Here is a 20795-nt window from a genome sequence, read left to right on the forward strand (position 1 = left end):
TGCGTCCGATCATGGAACTGAACGACAACCAACTGCTGCGCTACAGCCGGCACATCCTGCTGCCCGAGATCGGCGTGGATGGGCAGACGCGCATCGCCGACGCGGCCGTGTTGGTTGTCGGCGCCGGCGGTCTGGGCTGCCCTGCCGCGCTCTATCTGGGTGCAGCCGGCGTCGGCCGCCTGTTGCTGGCCGATGGCGATACGGTTGACCTGACCAATCTGCAGCGCCAGATCGGACATGCCACTGCATCGATCGGCGCCAACAAGGCCGACTCCTTGGCGCGCAGCGTGCGCGCGGTCAATCCCGAAATCGACGTGCAGCCCCTGTGCGAGGCGCTGAGCGGAGACGCTTTGCGGAATGCGGTGGCGGCGGTCGATCTGGTGGTCGACGCCTCGGACAATTTCGTTACCCGGCACGCGGTCAATCGCGCCTGTGTGGCGCTGAAAAAACCCTTGGTGTCGGGCGCGGCGATCGGCTTTTCAGGGCAACTGGCGGTGTTCGCCGCGGGCAACGCCGCGAGCCCGTGCTATCACTGCCTGTTTCCCGACCAGACCGCCGAGCCCGAGGTGCGTTGCGCTGAGGCCGGCGTGATCGCGCCGCTGGTCGGCATCATCGGTGCGATGCAGGCGCTGGAAGCGCTGAAATATCTGACCGGCGCGGGCACCTCGTTGGTGGGCCGGCTGCTGTTATGGGATGGCCTGGGGGCCGAGGCCCGTGTGATGCGGGTCCCGCGCGACCCGGCTTGCCCGGTGTGTACAGCGCTGCCTTAGGCGGCGTGCACGTCGAGCAGACGCGCCAGCAGCAGGTCGATGTCGCCCCCTGGCGCGCGGGTGAAACCGCTCTTGGCGAACTGGTGCCAGCGCCCCACCACCACGCATTGCAGCAGATTGGCCAGCGGTCCGCTGAGCGCTGCCTGCTTGTCGTCGCCCAGACGCAGGCATTGCCGCAACTGTGCCTCGATGCGGTCGTGCAGCTGGTTGATGCGCTTTTGCAGGCGTTCGTTTTCGTGCACCAGCGCGTCGCCGATCAGCACCCGCGTCATACCCGGATTCTTAGCCGCAAAATTCAGCAGCATGGCGACAATCGCCTCGACCTGCGCCGAGGGCGAGGGCGTGTCGGCGGTGATGCGCGCGATCAGCCCGAACAGCGTCTGCTCGATGAACTCGATCAGTCCTTCATACATCTGCGCCTTGCTGGAAAAATGCCGATACAGTGCCGCTTCCGACACGCCGATGCGCGCGGCCAGCGCGGCCGTGGTGATTTTCTCGGCCTGGGGTTCCTGCAGCATTGCAGCAAGCGTCTGCAGGATCTGCAGGCGGCGCTCGCCCGGTTTTCTGGCTTCCCCTTCCATCAGTGCTCCCTCTTATGTTTTTATGGGTGATGATTATCGGCGATGTTTGGTGGGTCTGCACGGACTTGAACCGTGGACCAAGGGATTATGAGTCCCCTGCTCTAACCAGCTGAGCTACAGACCCGAAAACGAAACTGCCCCGCGCAAGCGGGGCAGGGCGCTTACAGTTCGCCGCTGCCGGTAAAGCTTTTCAGCTTTTCGGAACGGGTCGGGTGGCGCAGCTTGCGCAGGGCCTTGGCCTCGATCTGGCGAATCCGCTCGCGCGTCACGTCGAACTGCTTGCCGACTTCTTCCAGCGTGTGGTCAGTGTTCATTTCGATGCCGAAGCGCATCCGCAGCACCTTGGCCTCGCGCGAGGTCAGGCTGTCCAGCACTTCGCGGGTGGCGTCGCGCAGGTTGGCATAGATCGCGGAGTCGTCGGGCGACAGCGTGCTGGAATCCTCGATGAAATCGCCCAGATGCGAATCCTCGTCGTCGCCGATCGGCGTTTCCATCGAGATCGGCTCCTTGGCGATTTTCATGATCTTGCGGATCTTGTCTTCCGGCATTTCCATCTTTTCCGCCAGCGTGGCCGGATCGGGCTCGACGCCGGTCTCCTGCAGGATCTGGCGGCTGATGCGGTTCATCTTGTTGATGGTTTCGATCATGTGCACCGGGATGCGGATGGTGCGCGCCTGGTCGGCGATCGAACGCGTGATCGCCTGACGGATCCACCAGGTGGCATAGGTCGAGAACTTGTAGCCGCGGCGGTATTCGAATTTTTCCACTGCCTTCATCAGGCCGATGTTGCCTTCCTGGATCAGGTCGAGGAACTGCAGGCCGCGGTTGGTATATTTCTTGGCGATCGAGATCACCAGACGCAGGTTGGCCTCGATCATCTCGCGCTTGGCGCGGCGCGCCTTGGCTTCGCCGGTGGACATCTGTTTGTTTACGTCCTTCAGGTTCTTGATCGGCAGACCGACACGGTCCTGCATCGCGATCAGCGCCTCCTGGTGGGCCTTGACCTCGTACTGCACCTTGGCGAGCGTCGAGCAATAGGCTTTCTTGGCGGCGATTTCCTTGTCCAGCCAGGCCAGATTGGTTTCGTTGCCGGGGAAGGCCTTGATGAAATGCGCACGTGGCATGCCCGAGCGGGTGACGCAGAACTCCATGATCTTGCGCTCGTGCGAGCGCACTTCTTCTACCGCCGTGCGGATCTGGTCGCACAGACGGTCGACCTGGCGCACCGAAAAGCGGAAGGCCATCAGCAGCTCGGTGACTTCGGACTGTGCCTTCATGTGCTGGGGCGTGCCGAGACCGTACTTGGTGTGGGCGGTTTGCGCCTTTTTGTAGGCCTTGCGGATGTAATCGAACTGCGCCAGCGCCTCGGTCTTCAATTGTGCAAGATTGGCGGCGGCCACGGCAGCGGTGGCGTCTTCGTCGTCCTCGTCGTCCTCGGTGTCGTCGGCTTCGGCTTCGGTTTCCTCCTCGGCGGCCGCGGCTTCGGCTTCGACTTCGACAAAACCGTCGATCAGTTCGTCGATGCGCAACTCATCCTTTTCGACCTGCGCCGCCATGTCCAGAATCTGCTGGATGGTGAGCGGGCACGACGAGATCGCCTGCACCATGTGGCGCAGGCCTTCCTCGATGCGTTTGGCGATCTCGATTTCGCCCTCGCGGGTCAGCAGGTCGACCGAGCCCATTTCGCGCATGTACATGCGCACCGGGTCGGTGGTGCGGCCAAATTCGGAATCGACCGTGGTCAACGCCTGCTCGGCCTCGGCCACCACGTCCTCGTCGGCGACGGCGGGGGTGGCGTCCTGCATCAGCAGGGTTTCGGCATCCGGCGCCTCGTCGTAGACCTGGATACCCATGTCGTTGATCATGCTGATCACGCCTTCGATCTGGTCGGCGTCCAGCACTTCATCGGGCAGGTGGTCGTTGATTTCGGCGTAGGTCAGAAAGCCGCGTTCCTTGCCCAGGATGATCAGGTTCTTCAGCTGGGTGCGGCGCGCTTCGGCCTCGACCGGCGTGAGCTCTTTAAGCGGGAGCAGGGCTTCACTTTTTTTGGCGCCGCTCCCCGGTTTTCTTCCACGTACAGCCACAGGTTATTCTCCGCTCAGGTACTGCCCCGCATGAACCGCACGCGGCAGAAAAAATCGTTCAAAAACCGGCAATTATACCGTAAAGGCCGGCGTTGTCTCGACGTTTCTGGCAAGCTAGGACCGTGCCAGTTCGGTCAGTTCGCGCCGTTCGCTTTCGCTCAGACTGCCAAGGGGGCGGGTGGCCAGTTCCTGCCAGCGGCGACGCTGCCAGTCGTCACGCAGTTGCTTCACTGCGCCGTCGAATTCCGCATTCCAGTCCCAGCTGTCATCTTTGTCGAGCAAATCGACCATCAGTTCATCAACCAGCGGTTCCAGCGTGCTGCCGCGCGCCGCTTCCGCAATAGCGGGCAGACTGAGCTGCCCGACATCCTGCAACCAGGCCATCAGTTCACCCATGCGGCTGCTCAGCGGATCGTTGGCATCCAGCCAGCAGGTGTCGACTTCGCCGACGCGTTGCGGATTCATCAGCAGCGTGCGGGCCAGGCTGCGCACGCGCGAGGGTGCCGGGCGGCGCTGCGGTCGGGGCGGAGCCCGGCGGCTGGCGCCGGGCTTGACGCCCACCAGGCCGAGTTCATCGGCCTGCAGGTGGGCCAGATCAGCGACCTGGCGACGAATCAGGCTGGCCAGCAGCGGCGCGGCAATTTTATCCAGCAGCGGCTTGGCATCCTTGATCAGCGCGGCGCGGCCTTCCTGGCTGTCCAACTTGCGATCACGCGCCAGCTCGCGGATCAGAAACGCCGACAGCGGCACCGTGTCGCTGTCGAGCAGGTGCAGAAAAGCCGCCTGGCCGTGAGTACGGATATAGCTGTCGGGGTCCTCGCCCTCGGGCAGAAACAGGAAACTGACTTCCTTGCCGTCCTGCAGCGCTTCCAGCGAGTTCTCCAGCGCGCGCCAAGCGGCCTTGCGGCCCGCATTGTCGCCATCGAAAGCATAGACCAGACGGTCGGTATGTCGCAGCAGGGTGCGCACATGAATCGGCGTGGTGGCGGTCCCCAGCGCGGCGACGGCAAACTCCACCCCGTGCTGCGCCAGCGCGACCACGTCCATGTAGCCTTCGACCACGATGGCACGCCCGGCCGCCTTGATCGCAGCGCGCGCCTCGAACAGGCCGTACAACTCCGAACCTTTATGGAACAGCGGGGTTTCCGGTGAGTTGAGGTATTTCGGCTCGCCCTGGTCGAGTACGCGCCCGCCAAAGCCGACGATCTGTCCTTTGATATTGCGAATGGGGAACATGATGCGGTCGCGAAACCGGTCGTAGCGTCCGCGGTCGCCGTCGATGACAAGGCCCGACGCGGCCAGCGCGTCGGCCGTGTAGTCGGCAAAGACCTGCTTCAGCGGCGAACCGTCCGGCGCGTAGCCGATGCCGTAGCGCGCGGCGATGACGCCGGTCAGGCCGCGCTGTTTCAGATAATCGATCGCCTTGGGCGTCTGCTTCAGCTGTTTTTTGTAAAGCTGCGCGGCCTGCTCCAGCGCGTCCCACAGCGCGGGCGGCGGCCTGGGGCGATCGGGCTCGCCGGATTCGGGCACCGGCAGGCCAACATCCTGCGCCAGCGCGCCGACTGCGTCGGGAAAGCTCATGTGCTCGTATTCCATCAGGAAACCGAGCGCGGTGCCGTGCGCGCCGCAGCCGAAGCAGTGGTAGAACTGCTTGGTCGGGCTGACCGTGAAGGAGGGGGTTTTTTCGCTGTGGAAGGGACAGCAGGCCTGGTAGTTCTGGCCGGCTTTCTTCAGCGGCACGCGCCGGTCGATGACGTCGACGATGTCGACGCGGGCAAGCAGGGTGTCGATGAAGTCACGCGGAATCATGGTTGCAGCATGATAAACCCGGGCGTGCGCGGGCCGGGCAGTGGACTCGAATCAGCCGGCGAGACGGGCTTTGATCAGCGCGGAAACCTGCCCCATGTCGGCACGGCCGGCGAGGCGGGGTTTCAGCAGGCCCATCACCTTGCCCATGTCCTTCGCGCTGGCTGCGCCGGATTCGGCAATGGCCGCAACGACTGCAGCCTCGACCTCGGCGGCGGAGAGCTGTTCGGGCAGGTAGGCTTGCAGCACGACGAGTTCGGCCTGCTCCGCCGCCACCAGGTCGTCCCGGCCGGCAGCCTGGAACTGGCTGATCGAATCCTTGCGCTGCTTGATGAGTTTTTCGACGATGCTGCTGACGGCAGCGTCGTCCAGTTCGATCCGTTCGTCGACTTCGCGCTGCTTGATCGCGGCGAGCAGCAGACGAATCGTGCCGAGGCGCGCCGTGTCCTTGGCGCGCATGGCCGTCTTCATGTCGTCAGTGACGCGTGCCTTGAGCGACATGGGAAGGCGTGATTCTGCGTGGACGCAGAATCAATACATCTTGGGGGGGAGTTGCTGGCCGCGCAGGCGCTTGCTCTGGCGCTTGACCGCGGCGGCGAGTTTGCGCTTGCGCTCGGCGGTGGGCTTCTCGTAGAACTCGCGGGCGCGCAGTTCGGTGAGCAGACCGACTTTTTCGATGGAACGCTTGAAGCGGCGCAGGGCGACGTCGAACGGCTCGTTTTCTTTGACTTTAACGTGAGGCATATAGATGCAATGGGCTTCCGGCGAAGCTTCCTGTGAACTGGAAAAACGAGAATAATAGCAAGCCCCCGAAGTTTTTTCCAGTCCCATCCTGCGTCGGCGCTATTCCAGGTGGGCTGGCTGGCACTTTCAGAAGGGGCTTGAGCAGGTTCAAAGTAGGTCACAAGGGGGAGTTGGATGAAAAACATCAATAAATTCAATGCCGCGATCGCTGCGCTTACCGTGCTGCTGGGGATTTCCCAGGCCCAGGCTTTCGACTTTTTCGGATTGAACAAGACCAATGAGGCGCCATTGCTCGAGGGGTTTACGTGCTGCAACCTGCACTATGAGGGCGACTGGATCAGCGATTCCAATTTTGGCGCATTGCCCTTCATTCCCGCAGGCTCGCGGATCAAGCTGAAAGGCTATGGTCGCCATCGCCTGCATGTGGACATCGACGACAAGCCGATGCGCATCGGTCTGGATTACGGGCGCGCGCAGGAAACGCTGGAGCAGTTCGCCGAGAAACTGATCCTTGCCGAAGATCCCAAGGCGAAAATCGCCAAATACCCCGCTGAAGTGCGTGATGCCATCCGCTTCGGCCAGGTGGTGACCGGCATGACCCAGGAGCAGACGATTATTGCCGTGGGCTATCCCCAACGGGACGAGACGGTGTCGCTGGAGGCGTCGGTCTGGAACTACTGGGCTTCCAGCTTCGAGCCGTATCGCGTGATCTGGGGCAAGAACGGCCGCATCAAGGAAATCGCCACCGACTCGGCCACCCACGCCCGCATGGTGTACCGCAAGGCGGAATGAACCAGTCCGTGTTCGGGCTGGAAGCCGTGCATACCGAATATAATGGGCGTCCATCCTGCACCCGCGGGGTGGCCCAGCCATTTTTGTTGTGAAGTTGTCATGCTCGAAGCCAATCTGGAATTACAAAACGAAGTCGCCGGTCTCATCGTCTCGGCGCTCAATCTCGACATCGGTCCGGACGAGATCCGGGCTGACGCCCCTCTGTACGGCGAGGGGCTCGGCCTCGATTCCATCGACATCCTGGAGGTGGCCCTGGTGGTATCCAAGCATTACGGTTTCCAGTTGCGCGCCGACAATGCCGACAACGTCAGCATCTTCAGTTCCCTCTCCAGCCTGACGCGGCACATCGCGGCAAACAGGACAAAATAATGACCTCGACCCTGGTACGTGCGATCCGCTGGATTGCCATCGCCGCCGGGGCCATCGCTTATCCCGTGCTGGCCCATTACAGCACCGCCACCGCGGCGGCGATCACCATGCCGTCACTGGGCGTGGCGGTCGCACTGGCGCCTGCTTTGGCCATCCTGCTCTGGCTGACCTGGCGTTCGCCCATGCGACGGATCATGGTGCCGATGTGTGTGGGCGCAGGCCTGCTGCTGTGGGGCTTCTGGGGCGCACTGGAGCGCAATTTCAGCTGGGTCTATTTCCTTCAGCACGCCGGCACCTATGCCATGCTGGCCACCGTGTTCGGCGTCACCCTGGCAAACGGACGGCAAGCCTTGTGCACCCGTTTTGCCGAAGTGGTCCACGGCAGCCTTACGCCGGAGGAAGTCCGCTACTCGCGCCAGGTCACGCTGGCGTGGGCGCTGCTCCTGCTGTCGATCAGCCTGATTTCCAGCGCTTTATTCTTCCTGGCCAGTATCGAGACCTGGTCGGTTTTCGCCAACTTCCTGTCCTTCCCGCTGATCCTGCTGATGTTCATCGTCGAATATGCGGTGCGCCGGCGCAAGCTGCCGCACCAGAAGCAGCACAGCATCATGGACGGCGTGCGCGCCTACTGGAAAACACCGGCGGTGCGTCCGGGCGCCTCGTCCGACACCCGTTAGGCTGTCTGCGCTCCACTCATGTCGACCCTGCCGCTCATCGCCCATCGTGACCTCGATGCCGTCGTGGCCTGGCGCGGCGGCACGCCGGTCAGCGCGCGGCAGTTTCTGGGCGAGGTCGGGCAGGTCGCCAGCCAATTGCCGCCCGGGCGTCATGTGCTCAACGTGTGCGCCGACCGCTACCATTTCACCGTCGCCCTGGCGGCCTGTATCGTTACTGGCCGGGTCAGCCTGCTGCCCTCCACCCACACTCCGGAGATGGTCCGGCAGATGCAGGACATCGCGCCGGATGTGTTCTGCATCGTGGACAGGGATGAGGGCGGCGTTGATCTGCCCACTTTCCGTTATCCCGGGTCGATGCCGCTGCCCGCGGACAACCCGGCCATTCCCAAGATCGATTGCGCGCAGATTGTCGTCCAGGTCTTTACTTCCGGTTCCACCGGCGCGCCGCTGCCACATCTCAAGCGCTGGGGGAGCCTGGTGCGCAACGTGCAGGCCGAGGCGGAACGCCTGGGTATCGGTGCGGGTTATGCCATCCTCGGCACGGTTCCGCCACAGCATATGTACGGCCTGGAATCGACGGTCCTGATGCCGCTCCAAAGCGGTGCCGCGCTGCATGCCGGGCGTCCGTTCTACCCGGCGGACATCTGCGCGGCCCTGGCGGCCCTGCCGCGCCCGAGCGTGCTGGTCACCACCCCCTACCACCTGCGCGCCCTGCTCGCGGAGCAGGCCGCGCTGTCGGCGGTCGACCAGTTGCTTTCGGCCACCGCGCCGCTGTCGCCGGACCTGGCGCGTGAAGCCGAGTCCCGTTTCGGCGCGCCGCTCCACGAAATCTACGGCTGCACCGAGACCGGGCAGCTCGCCTCGCGTCGCACCACGGCTGGTGCTGAATGGCACACCCTGCCGGCGGTTCGCCTGCGCCGCGAAGGGCAGGTCCTCTGGGCCGAAGGTGGACACATCGACAGCCCGACCGTCCTCACTGATGTCATCGAATTGATCGGCGACGGCCCGGTGGCGACCACCTTCCTGCTGCATGGGCGGCATGCCGACCTGGTCAACATCGCCGGCAAGCGCACTTCGCTGGCCTATCTCAACCATCAATTGAACGCCATTCCCGGTGTGCAGGACGGCGTCTTCCTGCTGCCTCGCGAGGACGGTCCGGATCGCGTCGGCCGCCTCACCGCCCTGGTGGTCGCCCCCGGGCTGACCCCGGCCGCGCTGACCCAGGCGCTGCGCGAGCGCATCGACCCGGTCTTTCTGCCACGTCCCCTGCTGCTCGTCGAAGCCCTGCCGCGCAACGCCACCGGCAAGCTTCCCGGCCAGATCACCGAGGATTTGCTGGCGAGCTTGCAGGCCCAGGCTGCAAGCGGGGTGACGGCATGAGTGAACACGTCCTGCCCTTGGCCGTCGCTGCCGATCATCCCGCCTATGCCGGCCATTTTCCCGACCAGCCGATCCTGCCCGGGGTCGTGCTGCTGGATGAAACCCTGCATGCGCTGGCGGTGCAGCTGGATAGGGCGGACGCGGTCTGGCAACTGAAGTCGGTGAAGTTCCATAGTCCGGTTCAGCCGGGCGAGGTTCTGGGTCTGCAATACACCGAATCGCCGGCCGGCGGTTTCCGCTTTGAACTCCGCTGTGGAGATAGCCCTGGTGCCGAGCGCGTTGTGGCCAGCGGCAGCGTGGTTTTTTCTCAAGCGGTTGCGGCATGAACACGCCGGACCTATCGCGTCCGACCGCGCCGCACGCGGAATGGGCAGTCCGGCCGGAACGCAGCAACCAGGCCATGCTGCGCCTGATGACCTGGATCTCCCTGCGTCTGGGGCGCGCCCCCGCCCGGGTCGTGCTGGCCGGCATCAGTTTCTACTTCCTGCTTTTTGCCCCTGCCGCCAAGGCGGCTTCGCGTGCCTACCTGCGCCGGGCGCTGGAGCGGGAACCGAGCTTTGCCGACCTGTACCGGCACTTTCACAGTTTCGCTTCCACCATCCATGACCGGGTGTTCATGCTCAATGCGCGCTTCGACCTGTTCGAGGTGGAGGTGCACGGCGAGGACGTCATCCAGGACGTGCTGGCGGCCGGGCGTGGCGCCATCCTGATGGGCGCGCACATGGGCAGCTTCGAGGCGGTGCGCGCCATCGGCCGCCAGCAGCCCGGCCTCCGGGTGGCGATGGTCATGTACGAGGAAAACGCCCGCAAGCTCAATGCCGCGCTCGCCGCCATCAATCCGGCGGCGGTGCAGGACATCATCCCGCTGGGGCAACTCGACTCGATGCTGCGGGTGCAGGCCTGCCTGGACGAGGGCATGGTGCTCGGCGTGCTGGGCGACCGCACGCTCGGCAGCGATCCGACGCTGCGCGTCCCTTTCCTTGGTGTGGACGCCGAGTTTCCGCTCGGCCCCATGCGCCTGGCGGCGATGCTGAAGCGCCCCGTGCTGTTCATGAGCGGGCTCTACCTCGGCGGCAATCGCTACGCCATCCATTTCGAGCGCCTGGCCGATTTCAGCGCGGTGGAGCGTCCGGGGCGGAATGTCGCCATCGAGGCCGCAGTGCGGGCCTACGCCGTCAGCCTGGCGCGCCATTGCCGCGCCGCGCCCTACAACTGGTTCAACTTCTTCGACTTCTGGCGCGCCAAGGGCGAGCGCCCATGAGCCGCTGCGCGCGACGCCGTTCCCGATGGGCCTGGCTGGCGGGGCTGGTGCTGCTTTGCAGCCACGCTTCGCAGGCCGCGCCGTTCTCCATCGGCCAGCTCATGGACAGCCTGGCGCAGCATCCGCAAGGCGCGGCGACGTTCACCGAGACCAAATACCTGGCCATCCTCGACCAGCCGGTCGAGTCTTCCGGCGAACTGCTGTTCATCGCGCCGTCGCGCCTGGAAAAGCGCACGCTGAAGCCGAGACGCGAGTCCATGGTGCTCGACGGCGACACCCTCACGCTGGAACGCGGCCGCCGCAAGCACGTGCTGCAGCTCAAGGACTATCCGGAAGTGGCCGGCATGATCGAGAGCATCCGCGCCACCCTGGCCGGTGACCGCCAGGCGCTGGAGCGGGTCTACCGCCTGGCGCTTGAAGGCAGCCAGGCCAGCTGGACCCTGGCGCTGACCCCGCTCGACCCCAAGGTAGGCGCCGTCATCGAGCGCATCCGGATGGAGGGGATCCGGGATGCGGTGCACAGGGTCGAGATCCTGCAGGCCGACGGCGACCGTTCGCTGATGCGCATCCAGAAAGTCGAGGCGCCATGACCCGGCGGGGCCGCATCGCCGTTGCCGTGTGGCTGGCCTTGGTTGCCGTCTGTATCGTGCTGGTCGGCCGCGCCAGTTTTACCGCCGACCTTTCCGCCTTCCTGCCGCGCGCCCCCACTGCGGAACAGCAGTTGCTGGTCGATCAGCTCAAATCCGGTATCGGCTCGCGCCTGATCCTGATCGGCATCGAAGGTGGCAGCGCCGCCCAGCGCGCCCAGGCCTCGCAGGCTCTGGCCGCGCGGCTGCGCACCGATCCGCAGTTTCTGCACACCGCCAACGGCGAAACCATCGGGCTGGACCACGACCGCCAGCTGCTGTTCGATAACCGCTACCTGCTGAGCCCGGCGGTCAGCCCCGAGCGCTTCAGCGTCGAAGGGCTGGAACTCGCGGTGGCCGATAGCATCGACCTGCTGGCCACCTCGACCGGCCTACTCGAAAAAGCCCTGCTGCCGCACGACCCGACCGGCGAATTCATGCAGATCCTCGATGCCATCGGCGGGGCAAGCCAGCCGAATGTAATCGACGGGGTGTGGGCCTCGCGCGATGGGGCGCGCGCCCTGCTGCTGGCGCGCACCCGCGCCGAGGGGTCCGACACCGACGGCCAGGAGCGCGCAGTGGAGGCCATTCGCGCGGCGTTTCAGGCCAGTGCGCCGGCCGGCCTGCAGCTTGTCCTCACCGGCCCCGGCCCCTTCTCGGTCGAAGCGCGCGCCACCATCAAGAGTGAAGTCGCCATGCTGTCCGGACTCGGCACGCTGATCATCATCAGCTTGCTGCTGGCGGTCTATCGTTCGCCGACCGCCCTGCTGCTCGGCCTGCTGCCGGTGCTCACCGGCGCACTGGCCGGGGCGGCCGCCGTGAGTCTGGGCTTCGGCACGATCCACGGCGCCACCCTGGGCTTCGGCATCGCCCTGATGGGGGAGGCGGTGGATTACGCCATCTATCTCCTGATGCAGTCCGAGCGCGCGAGCGCGGCCAGCGGGCAGGCCCCGTCCAATTGGGTGGGGACCTTCTGGCCGACCATTCGCCTCGGCGTGCTCACGTCGGTATTCGGCTTCGCCTCGCTGCTGTTTTCGGGCTTCCCCGGGCTCGCCCAACTTGGTCTGTTTGCTATCGCCGGTCTCGCCACCGCCGCCATCGTCACTCGCTTCGTGCTGCCGCATCTGCTGCCGTCGACCTTGCGCATCCGCGACGTCTCGGCCTTCGGCACGCGCCTGCAGGGCGGGCTGCCCGCTCTGAGCCGACTGCGCTGGCCGCTGATCGGCCTATTCCTGGCGGCGATCGTGGTGCTGGCCACGCAGCGCGAGGGCATGTGGAACGAAGAGCTGGCAGCGCTGAGCCCGGTGCCGGCCGCCGATCAGGCCGTCGACATGGCGATGCGCGCCGATCTCGGCGCGCCTGACGTGGGCTACATGGTGGTGGTGTCCGCCGCCGGGGCGCAGGCGGCGCTGGCCGCCAGCGAGCAGGTTGGCCAGCAGTTGCAGGGTCTGGTCGAGGCCGGCGTCATCCAGGGCTTCGAAAGTCCCGCCACCTACCTGCCCAGCATCACCACGCAGCAGCAGCGGCTGGCCAGCCTGCCCGAAGCAGTCGAACTGCGCCGGCGTTTCCAGGCGGCCCTGGCCGAGTTGCCGGTGCGGGCCGAGCGCTTCGAACCTTTTCTTGCCGACGTGGCGGCCGCGCGCCAGCGCGCACCGCTGACCCGCGCCGACATCGAGGGCAGCACGCTGGCGCAGGGCGTGGATGCCCTGCTGACCGAGACAAACGGGCACTGGACCGCGCTGCTGCCGCTGCGCGCGCTGCCCGATGCCGACCAGCGTATCGATGCGGACACGGTACGTGCCGCACTCGCCGCGACGGGACTTGTCGGCGTGTATTTCATCGACATCAAGCGTGAATCGGATCGTCTCTACGCCGACTATCTGCAGGAGGCCCTGCTGCTGTCGCTGGCGGGTCTGGTCGCCATCGTCGGCCTGCTGCTCTTCGCCACCCGTTCGCCGGCCCGCGTCCTGCGCATCAGCCTGCCGCTGGTCATGGCCGTGGCGGTGGTCGTTGCCGGGCTGGTCCTGGCCGGCCAGCCGCTGATCATCCTGCACCTGGTGGGCATGCTGCTGATCGTGGCGGTCGGCTCCAACTACGCCCTGTTCTTCGACCGCGCCGCCGCCGAGGGCCACATCGCGCCGCGCACCCTGGCATCGATGCTGCTGGCGGTCACCACCACCGTCGCCGGTTTCGGCCTGCTCGGCCTGTCCAGCGTGCCGGTGCTCAACGCCATCGGCATGACCGTTGGCCCCGGCGCCCTCCTTGCGCTGCTGTTTTCCGCCATCCTGGCGCGCCGTCCATGACACCGATGCCCCGCCGCTGGCGCCCGACACCGCTGCTCTGGCTGACGTTCGCGCTGCACCTCGGCGTGCTGGGGCTGCTGCTTTGGCACCCCGCGCAGTGGCTTGCATGGCTGGGCATTCTGGTTGCCAATCACCTGCTGCTCACCGCCGTCGGCCTGTGGCCGCGCAGCCGGGCCCTCGGCCCCAACTGGCTGCGGCTGCCCGAGGCCGCGACCGGGGCGGGCCAGATCGCGATCACCATCGACGACGGCCCTGATCCCACAGTGACGCCGCAGGTGCTCGACCTGCTCGACCGCTACCAGGCGCGCGCGAGCTTCTTCTGCATCGGCACGCAGGCCGAACGTTATCCCGAGCTGTGCCGCGAGATCGTCCGCCGCGGGCACGCCGTGGAAAACCACAGCCAGCACCACTATCACCACTTTTCCCTCTTCGGCCCCGGCCGCATGGCACGGGAAATCGACGCCGGGCAAGACACCCTGAACCGCATCAGCGGCCAGCCGCCGCTGTTCTTCCGTCCCACTGCCGGGCTGCGCAATCCCTTTCTCGACCATGTGCTGGCGCGCCGCGGCCTCACGCTGGCGAGTTGGACCCGGCGCGGCTTCGACACCCGCTGCGGCGATGCCGACAAGGTGGCCCGGCGCCTCGTCCGACAGTTCACGGCTGGCGACATCCTGCTGCTGCACGATGGCCACGCCGCGCGCACCGCCGACGGCACGCCGGTCATCCTGGCAGTGCTGCCGCAGGTGCTTGACGCTGCACAGGCGCAAGGTCTGCACAGCGTCACGCTCCGTTCCACGCTTTCCTCCCCTGCCTCATGAACCTCAGTCCGTCCACGCTTCGCCAGCGCCTCGTCGACCTTGCCAGCGCGCGCTACCGCGCCGCGGGGCGTTTCGCCTACCACTTCGCCCGCGGCAAACTCGGCGGCGACCCGATGTTTCTGAGCCTGCTCGAACGTGGCCTAATACCCGACCAGGCGCGCATCCTCGATCTGGGTTGCGGCCAAGGCCTGCTCGCGGCCTGGTTGCTGGCCGCCCGTCAAAGCTACGAGGCCGGGGAGTGGCTAACCGGCTGGCCAGCCCCCGGACAGCCGACGGACATCCGCGGCGTCGATTTGCTGGCGAGCGACATCCAGCGTGCGCAGAGCGCCCTCGGTGCGCCGGCCCGCTTTGAGCAGGGCGACATGCGCCAGGTGGACTTCGGCCAGGCTGACGTCGTGGTGATCATGGATGTGCTGCACTACGTCGACCTCCCGGCGCAGGACGACGTGTTACGCCGGGTGCGCGCCGCCTTGCCGGCCAACGGGCTGTTCATCACCCGGGTCGGCGATGCCGGCGCCGGCATCGCCTTCAAGCTCAGCAACTGGGTTGATCGCACCGTCGCCTTCTTCCGCGGCAACGGTCTGCCGCCCACCCATGGTCGTCCGCTGAGTGAATGGAAGCGGGTGCTGGAGTCACTCGGCTTCCGCGTCGAGACCGCCGGCATGAACGGCGGCCTGCCGTTCGCCAATGTCATGCTGATTGCCCGGCTGGGCTAAAATCCGCCGGCGAATTCCTCCACATTAAAACAGTGACGCCGCTCCAGCTCTCCCATTTCACCACTGCAAGCTGCCTGGGCCACGGCCTGGCGGCGACGCTGGCCGCCTTGCGCGCGCAGCAGAGTGGGCTCACGCCCTGCGCATTCGAGACGGTGACGGACCTGCACACCTATATCGGCGAGGTGGCCGGCCTCGACCCAACGGCTTTGCCGGTGCGCCTCGCCGACTACGAATGTCGCAACAACCGTCTCGCCTGGCTGGGACTGCAGCAGGACGGCTTCAGCGATGCCGTCGGCGCCGCCGTCGCCCGCTACGGCCGGCGGCGGGTGGGTGTGCTGCTCGGCACCAGCACTTCCGGCATCCTGGAGACTGAACAGGCGTTTCGCCATCGTGATCCGGCAAGCGGCGCCCTGCCGGACGACTTCCACTATCGCACCACCCACAACACCTATTCGGTAGCCGACTTCGTGCGCACCGCCTTCAAGCTGGAAGGGCCGGCCGTGGTGGTCTCCACCGCCTGCTCGTCGAGCGCCAAGGTGTTTGCCTCGGCGGCGCGGATGATCGCTGCCGGCGTGATCGACGCCGCCATCGTCGGCGGCGTCGACTCGCTGTGCCTCACCACGCTGTACGGCTTCAATTCGCTGGAACTGCTTTCGCCCGGGCCCTGCCGCCCCTACGACGTGGACCGCAACGGCCTCTCCATCGGCGAGGCGGCCGCCTTCATTTTGCTGGAGCGTCCGGCCGACAGCCTCGACGCCGATGCCGTGCTGCTCTTGGGCGCGGGCGAATCGAGCGATGCCCACCACATGTCGTCGCCGCATCCGGAAGGTCTGGGCGCGCGCATGGCGATGGCCGCCGCGCTGAAGGCGGCGGGCCTGCAACCGGCCGACATCGACTACATCAACCTGCACGGCACCGCGACACCAAGCAACGACGCGGCCGAGGGCAGGGCGGTTGCGGCGGTGTTCGGCAACACCGTGCCCTGCAGTTCCACCAAGGGCGCGACCGGCCACACCCTTGGCGCGGCCGGCGGCGTGGAAGCGGTCATCAGCGCGCTGGCGCTGCAGCACGGCTTTTTGCCGGGCGGGGTCAACACCCGTTGCGTCGACCCGGACATTCCCGTCCAGTACCTGACCGCGAACCGGGAAGCCGCGCCGCGCCGGGTGCTCAGCAACTCCTTCGGTTTCGGCGGCACCAATTGCAGCCTGATCCTGGGGCGCGCAGCATGAGCCAGGACGTGAAGCTCGCCGCCTATCTCGACGGCATCGGCCTGGTCGGCCCGGGGCTCGACAACTGGCTCGCAGCGCGGCCGATTCTGGCGGGCGCCGTCCCCTATGAATCGCGTCCCCTCGCCGTGGCCGCGCCGCAGTCGCTGCCGCCGGCCGAGCGCCGCCGCACCGGCGTCGCGATCAAGGTCGCGCTGGCGGTGGGACAGGAGGCCTGCGCCAACGGGCAACTCGATGCCCGCCAACTGGCCGCGGTGTTTTCCTCCTCCGGCGCCGACAACGACAACTGCGACGCGATCTGCAAGGTGCTGGCTTCCGACGATCGGAGTATCTCGCCGACCCGATTTCACAACTCGGTGCACAACGCCCCGGCCGGCTACTGGGGCATCGCCTCCGGCGCCATGACCCCGGCCACGGTGCTGTGCGCCCATGACGGCAGCTTCGGCGCAGGACTCCTGGAGGCCATGACCCAGGTCGCGATAGACCGCTGCGGCACGCTGCTGATCGCCTACGACATGCCCTATCCCGAGCCGCTGCACGCCAAGCGCCCGCTCCCCGCCGCTTTCGGCATCGCGCTGGCGCTGATGCCTGAACGCAGCGCGCACTCGCTGGCGCGGATCGAACTCAGCCTCGTCGACGCCGAATCCGCTGCGCTGGCCGAGCCCGAGCTCGAAGCGCTGCGCCGCGCCATTCCCGCCGCGCGCGGCTTGCCGCTGCTGCAGGCCATTGCATGCGGGGCGGGCGGCCGGGTCGTGCTGGACTATCTGGCGCCGCTCAGTCTGGCGGTGGAGATCGAGCTATGCCGCTAGACCGTGCCTGGCTGCTGGCCCACCTGCCGCACCAGGGCAGCATGTGCCTGCTCGATGCCGTCACCGACTGGGATGGCCAGCGCATCCGCTGCATTGCGACGAGCCACCGCGACGCCGCCAACCCGCTGCGCGCGCATGGCCGACTGGGCGCGGCCTGCGGCATCGAGTACGCCGCGCAGGCGATGGCCGCCCACGGCGCGTTGCTGGCGGCGACCGACGACGCGCCGCGCGCCGGCTATCTGGCCAGCCTGCGCGGGGTCGAACTGCATGCCCTGCGGCTGGACGATATCGCTGCCGACCTTGAGATCGAGGCGGAACGCCTGTCCGGCGATGACAACACCATTCTTTACGGCTTTCGCGTCAGCGCTACCGGCCGCGAATTGCTCAGTGGCCGCGCCATCGTGATACTGGATGCGGCGGCGCGGGATGCCGGCCATTCAGGAGACCCAACATGAAACGTGCGCTGGTTACCGGCGGCAGCGGCGGCATCGGCTCGGCGATTTGCCGCCGCCTCGCCGCGGACGGCTGTTACGTCTACATTCACGCCAACCGCAATCTGACGAAAGCGCAGGCGCTGGCCGATGAAATCAAAACGGGCGGCGGCCAGGCCGAAGCCATCGCCTTCGACGTCACCGACGCCGCGGCCAGTCGCGCGGTACTGGAGGCGCTGGTCGCCGACACCCCGATCCAGGTGCTGGTGAACAACGCCGGCATCCACAACGACGCCGTCTTCCCCGGCATGAGCGCGGCGCAGTGGCACGGCGTGCTGGAGGTCTCGCTTTCCGGCTTCTTCAACGTCACCCAGCCGCTGACGATGCCGATGCTGCGCAGCCGCTGGGGACGCATCATCAACATCACCTCCATCGCCGGGATCACCGGCAACCGCGGCCAGGTCAACTACGCTGCCGCCAAGGGCGCCTTGCACGCCGCGACCAAGTCGCTGTCGCTGGAACTCGCCAGCCGCGGCGTAACGGTCAATGCCGTGGCGACGGGCATCATCCAAACCGAAATGATCGTAGGCGTATTCGAGGCCAAGGCCATCGAAAGTTTGGTGCCGATGAAGCGCGCCGGGCGGGCGGACGAAGTGGCGAACCTGGTGAGTTTTCTCGCCTCCGAGCAGGCGAGCTACATCAGCGGCCAGATCATCTCGGTCAACGGCGGAATGATTTGAGCACAGTCGCCCACGCGCTTGCGGTCCACCAGACCGAAGCCCTGCTGTTTTTTACCCTGCTGCAACTGACGCTGATCGTGCTCGCTGCCCGTCTTGGCGGCGAACTGGCGCAGCGCGTTGGCCAGTCGCCCGCGGTCGGCGAGATCATCGTTGGCATCCTGTTGGGCCCATCGCTGTTCGGCCTGCTCGCGCCCGGGGCGTTCGAATACGTGTTTCATTCGACGCCGGCGGCGCCGATGCAGATGCTGTCGCAGATCGGACTTATCCTGCTGATGTTCCAGATCGGTCTCGAGTTTGATTTTTCCCACCTGACCGAGCGTCACCACCGCCGCGCCGTCACCGCGATCGCCAGCGCCAGCCTGGCCGTACCGTTCGCGCTCGGCTTCGGTTTCGGCTGGCTCAGCGCGCCGCTGTTGTCGCCCGGCGTGGACCGTCTCGCCTCGGCGCTGTTCATTGCCACCGCCTTCTCCATCACCGCCTTGCCCATCCTCGGCCGCATCATGATGGAGTTCAAGATCACCCGCCTGCCGATCGGCGTCATCGCCATCAGTGCCGCCGCCATTAACGACGTCATCGGCTGGCTGCTGCTCGCACTGATCACCGCGCTCACGCTGGCCCAGTTCAGCGCCGCCGCCTTCGCGTTCAAGGTGGCGCTGGTCGGCGTGTTTTTCCTCGCCTGGTGGTTCGTCGTGCGGCCACTGATGAAGCGCGTGATCCGGGCCAGCCAGGCCAAGCCCGTGCCGGTGGGCGAGAAGGCCGGACGCGGCAAGCTCACCCACAATCTGCTCGGCATCCTGCTCGCCGCCATCTTCGTCTCGGCGATGACCACCTACCAGCTTGGCATTTTCGCCATCTTCGGCGGTTTCATGATGGGGGTGATCCTGCACGACGAGCACGAACTGATCGAGGCGTGGAAGGAGCGCATCGGCCACTTCGTGATGGTGTTCTTCCTGCCCATCTTCTTCACCTACACGGGCTTGCGCACCCACGTCGGCAGCCTCGATTCGGTTCAGGCATGGGGCTGGTGCGGGCTGCTGATTGCGCTGGCTACTTTGGGGAAATTCGGCGCCAGCTACCTCGCCGCGCGCTGGGCCGGCATGTCGCACCACGAGGGCAAGGTGATCGGCATCATGATGAACACCCGCGCGCTGATGGAGCTCATCGTTATCAACGTCGGCTACGACCTCGGGGTGATCTCGCAGCAGGTGTTCACCATGCTGGTGCTGATGGCGATTTTCAGTACGGTGATCACGACGCCGGGATTGCGGCGGTGGCTGCCGAAGATCGGGGTGGCGGTCGCGGGGCGGCACTGAACCGACACGAGCCCCTTATAATTGACCTGCTTTACTCATTCCAATAACGACCAAGGGAGACAAAATGAAGTCATCTTCACGAACAACAGCCCGGATGGCCATCCTGATCGCGGCCTTGCTGGCCACGGGTTGCAGCACCATGCCGGGTAACAGCGCGGAGTCAGCGACCGATACCAAAACCGCAGCCAAGACCGCCGCGCCCGTCAGCAAAGTCGGACCGGGCATGAATGAACGCGGCGAGGTCGTAGACGCGAAGCTGGTCGAAGCAGGATACGGACAGACCGTCAAAGGGCTCAATGACTATGAGGGCGAGATCACCGGCAAGCCCGCACCCCGCAGCAAGTTCACCAAGCTCAAAATCGGCATGAGCCTCAAACAGGTTCTCGACCTGGCAGGCCAGCCCACGGATCAGGGAGCGCACATCACCGGCAAGGCATTCATCCCGTTCTATTTCGGTTCTGACCGCTATCGCTACGAGACGGTCTACAAGGGTTCGGGGCGGCTGATTTTTGCCGGCGCGGCGGGCTTTGATTCCAACGCCCATCTCATCTGGATCATCCACAGCGCCAACGAGGGGGGCTATCGCTGATTCCTATGCGGCGGCTTCACCCGAACTGAAGCCAGCTTGCCTAGGCCTTTTCATCGCAGCCTAGGCAAGTCCGCTTTCAGCGCATTTTGCGCAGGACGGACAAGTCGGGCAGCGCTACCCGCTCGATGCTCAATCGAACTGCCAGACCATTCCCAGGTTGAGACCCAGAACGTCAATACCCGGGTTGGGATCGGTCATGCCCAGGTTGGAGTGGTGCGTGAAATAACCCGCCGCCGTGAAGGCCTGTTTCTTGTCGAACTGATACCGCAGCCCAAGCTGGGAAAACCAGTTGAACGTGAAGTCCTGTCCCTGCCCGCCGGGAATGTTTTTAGCGTTGGTCAGGCCGGCGCCGCCGCCGATTTCAAAGAACAGCGCGGACTTTTGATTGGCTGACCACAACTCGAAGGTCGGCGCGCCGGCCAGGGCGAAATAATAATCCTCGGCACCTTTCAGATACGTCTCGTAAATGATCGCGATCCGGTTGCGCACGGTGAGGCGCGAACCGCTTTCCCCCTTCCACAGATCGAACATCGCCGGCGAACGCCAGGCCACTTGCAAGGGGGCGATGACGTAGTCGAGTGGGGAGTTGTTGCGGACCTTTTCCAGATAACCTGCCTCGATCGCGAGTTCCCAACGGTCGGCCGGATGACTCTGGGCATGGGCCGGATTGGACAACAGCGCGAGCAGGGATAAGACCGTGCAGGGCAGGGCAGAGCGGAAGGGAGGGAAGAGGGGGCTCATGAAGTGTGCTCGGGTTGTC

At 65.7% G+C, this 20795-nt stretch carries 23 protein-coding genes and 1 tRNA gene; 17 read left to right on the forward strand and 7 right to left on the reverse strand.

Annotation, left to right across the window (positions count from 1 at the left end; all coding sequences use genetic code 11):
* The first annotated feature begins 11 nt into the window (after positions 1 to 11).
* Positions 12 to 770, forward strand: a complete 759-nt coding sequence (locus tag Q8R61_RS12220) for a molybdopterin-synthase adenylyltransferase MoeB (protein WP_305537619.1) — start codon at positions 12 to 14, stop codon at positions 768 to 770.
* Here Q8R61_RS12220 and slmA read toward each other — a convergent pair.
* The 6 genes from slmA to rpsU all read right to left on the reverse strand — a co-directional run bounded on the left by slmA (position 767) and on the right by rpsU (position 5985).
* Positions 767 to 1351, reverse strand: a complete 585-nt coding sequence (slmA, locus tag Q8R61_RS12225) for a nucleoid occlusion factor SlmA (protein ID WP_305537623.1) — start codon at positions 1349 to 1351, stop codon at positions 767 to 769. The genes Q8R61_RS12220 and slmA overlap by 4 nt on opposite strands.
* Positions 1352 to 1398: 47 nt before the next feature.
* Positions 1399 to 1475 (reverse strand) — tRNA-Ile (locus Q8R61_RS12230).
* Positions 1476 to 1512: 37 nt separating this feature from the next.
* Complete coding sequence (gene rpoD, locus Q8R61_RS12235) at positions 1513 to 3384, reverse strand: RNA polymerase sigma factor RpoD (RefSeq protein WP_305537745.1); 1872 nt, start codon at positions 3382 to 3384, stop codon at positions 1513 to 1515.
* A gap of 165 nt (positions 3385 to 3549) precedes the next feature.
* Positions 3550 to 5244 carry a DNA primase gene (gene dnaG, locus Q8R61_RS12240; RefSeq protein ID WP_305537625.1) on the reverse strand — a complete coding sequence of 565 codons (1695 nt, stop codon included), beginning with the start codon at positions 5242 to 5244 and terminating at the stop codon, positions 3550 to 3552.
* A gap of 51 nt (positions 5245 to 5295) precedes the next feature.
* Positions 5296 to 5742 carry a GatB/YqeY domain-containing protein gene (locus Q8R61_RS12245; protein WP_305537627.1) on the reverse strand — a complete coding sequence of 149 codons (447 nt, stop codon included), beginning with the start codon at positions 5740 to 5742 and terminating at the stop codon, positions 5296 to 5298.
* 30 nt (positions 5743 to 5772) lie between these two features.
* Complete coding sequence (rpsU, locus tag Q8R61_RS12250; RefSeq protein ID WP_018078141.1) at positions 5773 to 5985, reverse strand: 30S ribosomal protein S21; 213 nt, start codon at positions 5983 to 5985, stop codon at positions 5773 to 5775.
* Positions 5986 to 6159: 174 nt separating this feature from the next.
* Between rpsU and Q8R61_RS12255 the strand changes: the two genes are divergently transcribed.
* The 16 genes from Q8R61_RS12255 (at position 6160) to Q8R61_RS12330 (ending at position 20035) form a co-directional block, all read left to right on the forward strand.
* On the forward strand, positions 6160 to 6777 hold the full coding sequence (locus Q8R61_RS12255; RefSeq protein WP_305537634.1) for a hypothetical protein: 618 nt from the start codon (positions 6160 to 6162) through the stop codon (positions 6775 to 6777).
* 99 nt (positions 6778 to 6876) lie between these two features.
* Positions 6877 to 7146 (forward strand): phosphopantetheine-binding protein, encoded by a 270-nt coding sequence (locus tag Q8R61_RS12260; protein ID WP_305537636.1) that lies wholly within the window; start codon positions 6877 to 6879, stop codon positions 7144 to 7146.
* Positions 7146 to 7823 carry a hypothetical protein gene (locus Q8R61_RS12265; RefSeq protein WP_305537638.1) on the forward strand — a complete coding sequence of 226 codons (678 nt, stop codon included), beginning with the start codon at positions 7146 to 7148 and terminating at the stop codon, positions 7821 to 7823. Before Q8R61_RS12260 ends, Q8R61_RS12265 begins: the two co-directional genes overlap by 1 nt.
* An 18-nt stretch (positions 7824 to 7841) precedes the next feature.
* Positions 7842 to 9203 (forward strand): AMP-binding protein, encoded by a 1362-nt coding sequence (locus Q8R61_RS12270; protein ID WP_305537640.1) that lies wholly within the window; start codon positions 7842 to 7844, stop codon positions 9201 to 9203.
* Complete coding sequence (locus Q8R61_RS12275; RefSeq protein ID WP_305537642.1) at positions 9200 to 9529, forward strand: hypothetical protein; 330 nt, start codon at positions 9200 to 9202, stop codon at positions 9527 to 9529. Before Q8R61_RS12270 ends, Q8R61_RS12275 begins: the two co-directional genes overlap by 4 nt.
* Positions 9526 to 10464, forward strand: coding sequence for an acyl-CoA synthetase (locus tag Q8R61_RS12280; RefSeq protein ID WP_305537644.1), 939 nt, complete (start codon positions 9526 to 9528; stop codon positions 10462 to 10464). Before Q8R61_RS12275 ends, Q8R61_RS12280 begins: the two co-directional genes overlap by 4 nt.
* On the forward strand, positions 10461 to 11054 hold the full coding sequence (locus tag Q8R61_RS12285) for a LolA-related protein (RefSeq protein ID WP_305537646.1): 594 nt from the start codon (positions 10461 to 10463) through the stop codon (positions 11052 to 11054). Before Q8R61_RS12280 ends, Q8R61_RS12285 begins: the two co-directional genes overlap by 4 nt.
* Positions 11051 to 13393, forward strand: a complete 2343-nt coding sequence (locus tag Q8R61_RS12290) for an MMPL family transporter (protein WP_305537648.1) — start codon at positions 11051 to 11053, stop codon at positions 13391 to 13393. Before Q8R61_RS12285 ends, Q8R61_RS12290 begins: the two co-directional genes overlap by 4 nt.
* Positions 13390 to 14211 (forward strand): polysaccharide deacetylase family protein, encoded by an 822-nt coding sequence (locus Q8R61_RS12295; RefSeq protein WP_371133619.1) that lies wholly within the window; start codon positions 13390 to 13392, stop codon positions 14209 to 14211. Before Q8R61_RS12290 ends, Q8R61_RS12295 begins: the two co-directional genes overlap by 4 nt.
* On the forward strand, positions 14208 to 14927 hold the full coding sequence (locus tag Q8R61_RS12300; RefSeq protein ID WP_305537650.1) for a bifunctional 2-polyprenyl-6-hydroxyphenol methylase/3-demethylubiquinol 3-O-methyltransferase UbiG: 720 nt from the start codon (positions 14208 to 14210) through the stop codon (positions 14925 to 14927). Before Q8R61_RS12295 ends, Q8R61_RS12300 begins: the two co-directional genes overlap by 4 nt.
* A 32-nt stretch (positions 14928 to 14959) precedes the next feature.
* Positions 14960 to 16156 (forward strand): beta-ketoacyl-[acyl-carrier-protein] synthase family protein, encoded by a 1197-nt coding sequence (locus Q8R61_RS12305; protein ID WP_305537652.1) that lies wholly within the window; start codon positions 14960 to 14962, stop codon positions 16154 to 16156.
* Positions 16153 to 16962 carry a beta-ketoacyl synthase chain length factor gene (locus Q8R61_RS12310; protein WP_305537654.1) on the forward strand — a complete coding sequence of 270 codons (810 nt, stop codon included), beginning with the start codon at positions 16153 to 16155 and terminating at the stop codon, positions 16960 to 16962. The genes Q8R61_RS12305 and Q8R61_RS12310 overlap by 4 nt, the downstream gene beginning before the upstream one ends.
* A complete protein-coding gene (locus tag Q8R61_RS12315; protein ID WP_305537656.1) occupies positions 16953 to 17417 on the forward strand; it encodes a 3-hydroxylacyl-ACP dehydratase in 465 nt (154 codons plus the stop codon). The genes Q8R61_RS12310 and Q8R61_RS12315 overlap by 10 nt, the downstream gene beginning before the upstream one ends.
* A complete protein-coding gene (fabG, locus tag Q8R61_RS12320) occupies positions 17414 to 18133 on the forward strand; it encodes a 3-oxoacyl-ACP reductase FabG (RefSeq protein ID WP_305537658.1) in 720 nt (239 codons plus the stop codon). The genes Q8R61_RS12315 and fabG overlap by 4 nt, the downstream gene beginning before the upstream one ends.
* Entirely contained in the window at positions 18130 to 19446 is a 1317-nt protein-coding gene (locus Q8R61_RS12325; protein WP_305537660.1) for a cation:proton antiporter, read from the forward strand. Before fabG ends, Q8R61_RS12325 begins: the two co-directional genes overlap by 4 nt.
* Before the next feature lie 94 nt (positions 19447 to 19540).
* The gene (locus Q8R61_RS12330; RefSeq protein WP_305537662.1) at positions 19541 to 20035 is read left to right on the forward strand and encodes a hypothetical protein; all 495 of its coding nucleotides are present in this window, start codon (positions 19541 to 19543) and stop codon (positions 20033 to 20035) included.
* Positions 20036 to 20164: 129 nt separating this feature from the next.
* Here the strand turns inward: Q8R61_RS12330 and Q8R61_RS12335 are convergent, their stop codons facing one another.
* A complete protein-coding gene (locus Q8R61_RS12335) occupies positions 20165 to 20776 on the reverse strand; it encodes an acyloxyacyl hydrolase (RefSeq protein WP_305537663.1) in 612 nt (203 codons plus the stop codon).
* Between the last annotated feature and the right edge of the window lie 19 nt (positions 20777 to 20795).

It is taken from the genome of Thiobacillus sp. (assembly GCF_030696885.1).
GTDB lineage: Bacteria > Pseudomonadota > Gammaproteobacteria > Burkholderiales > Thiobacillaceae > Thiobacillus.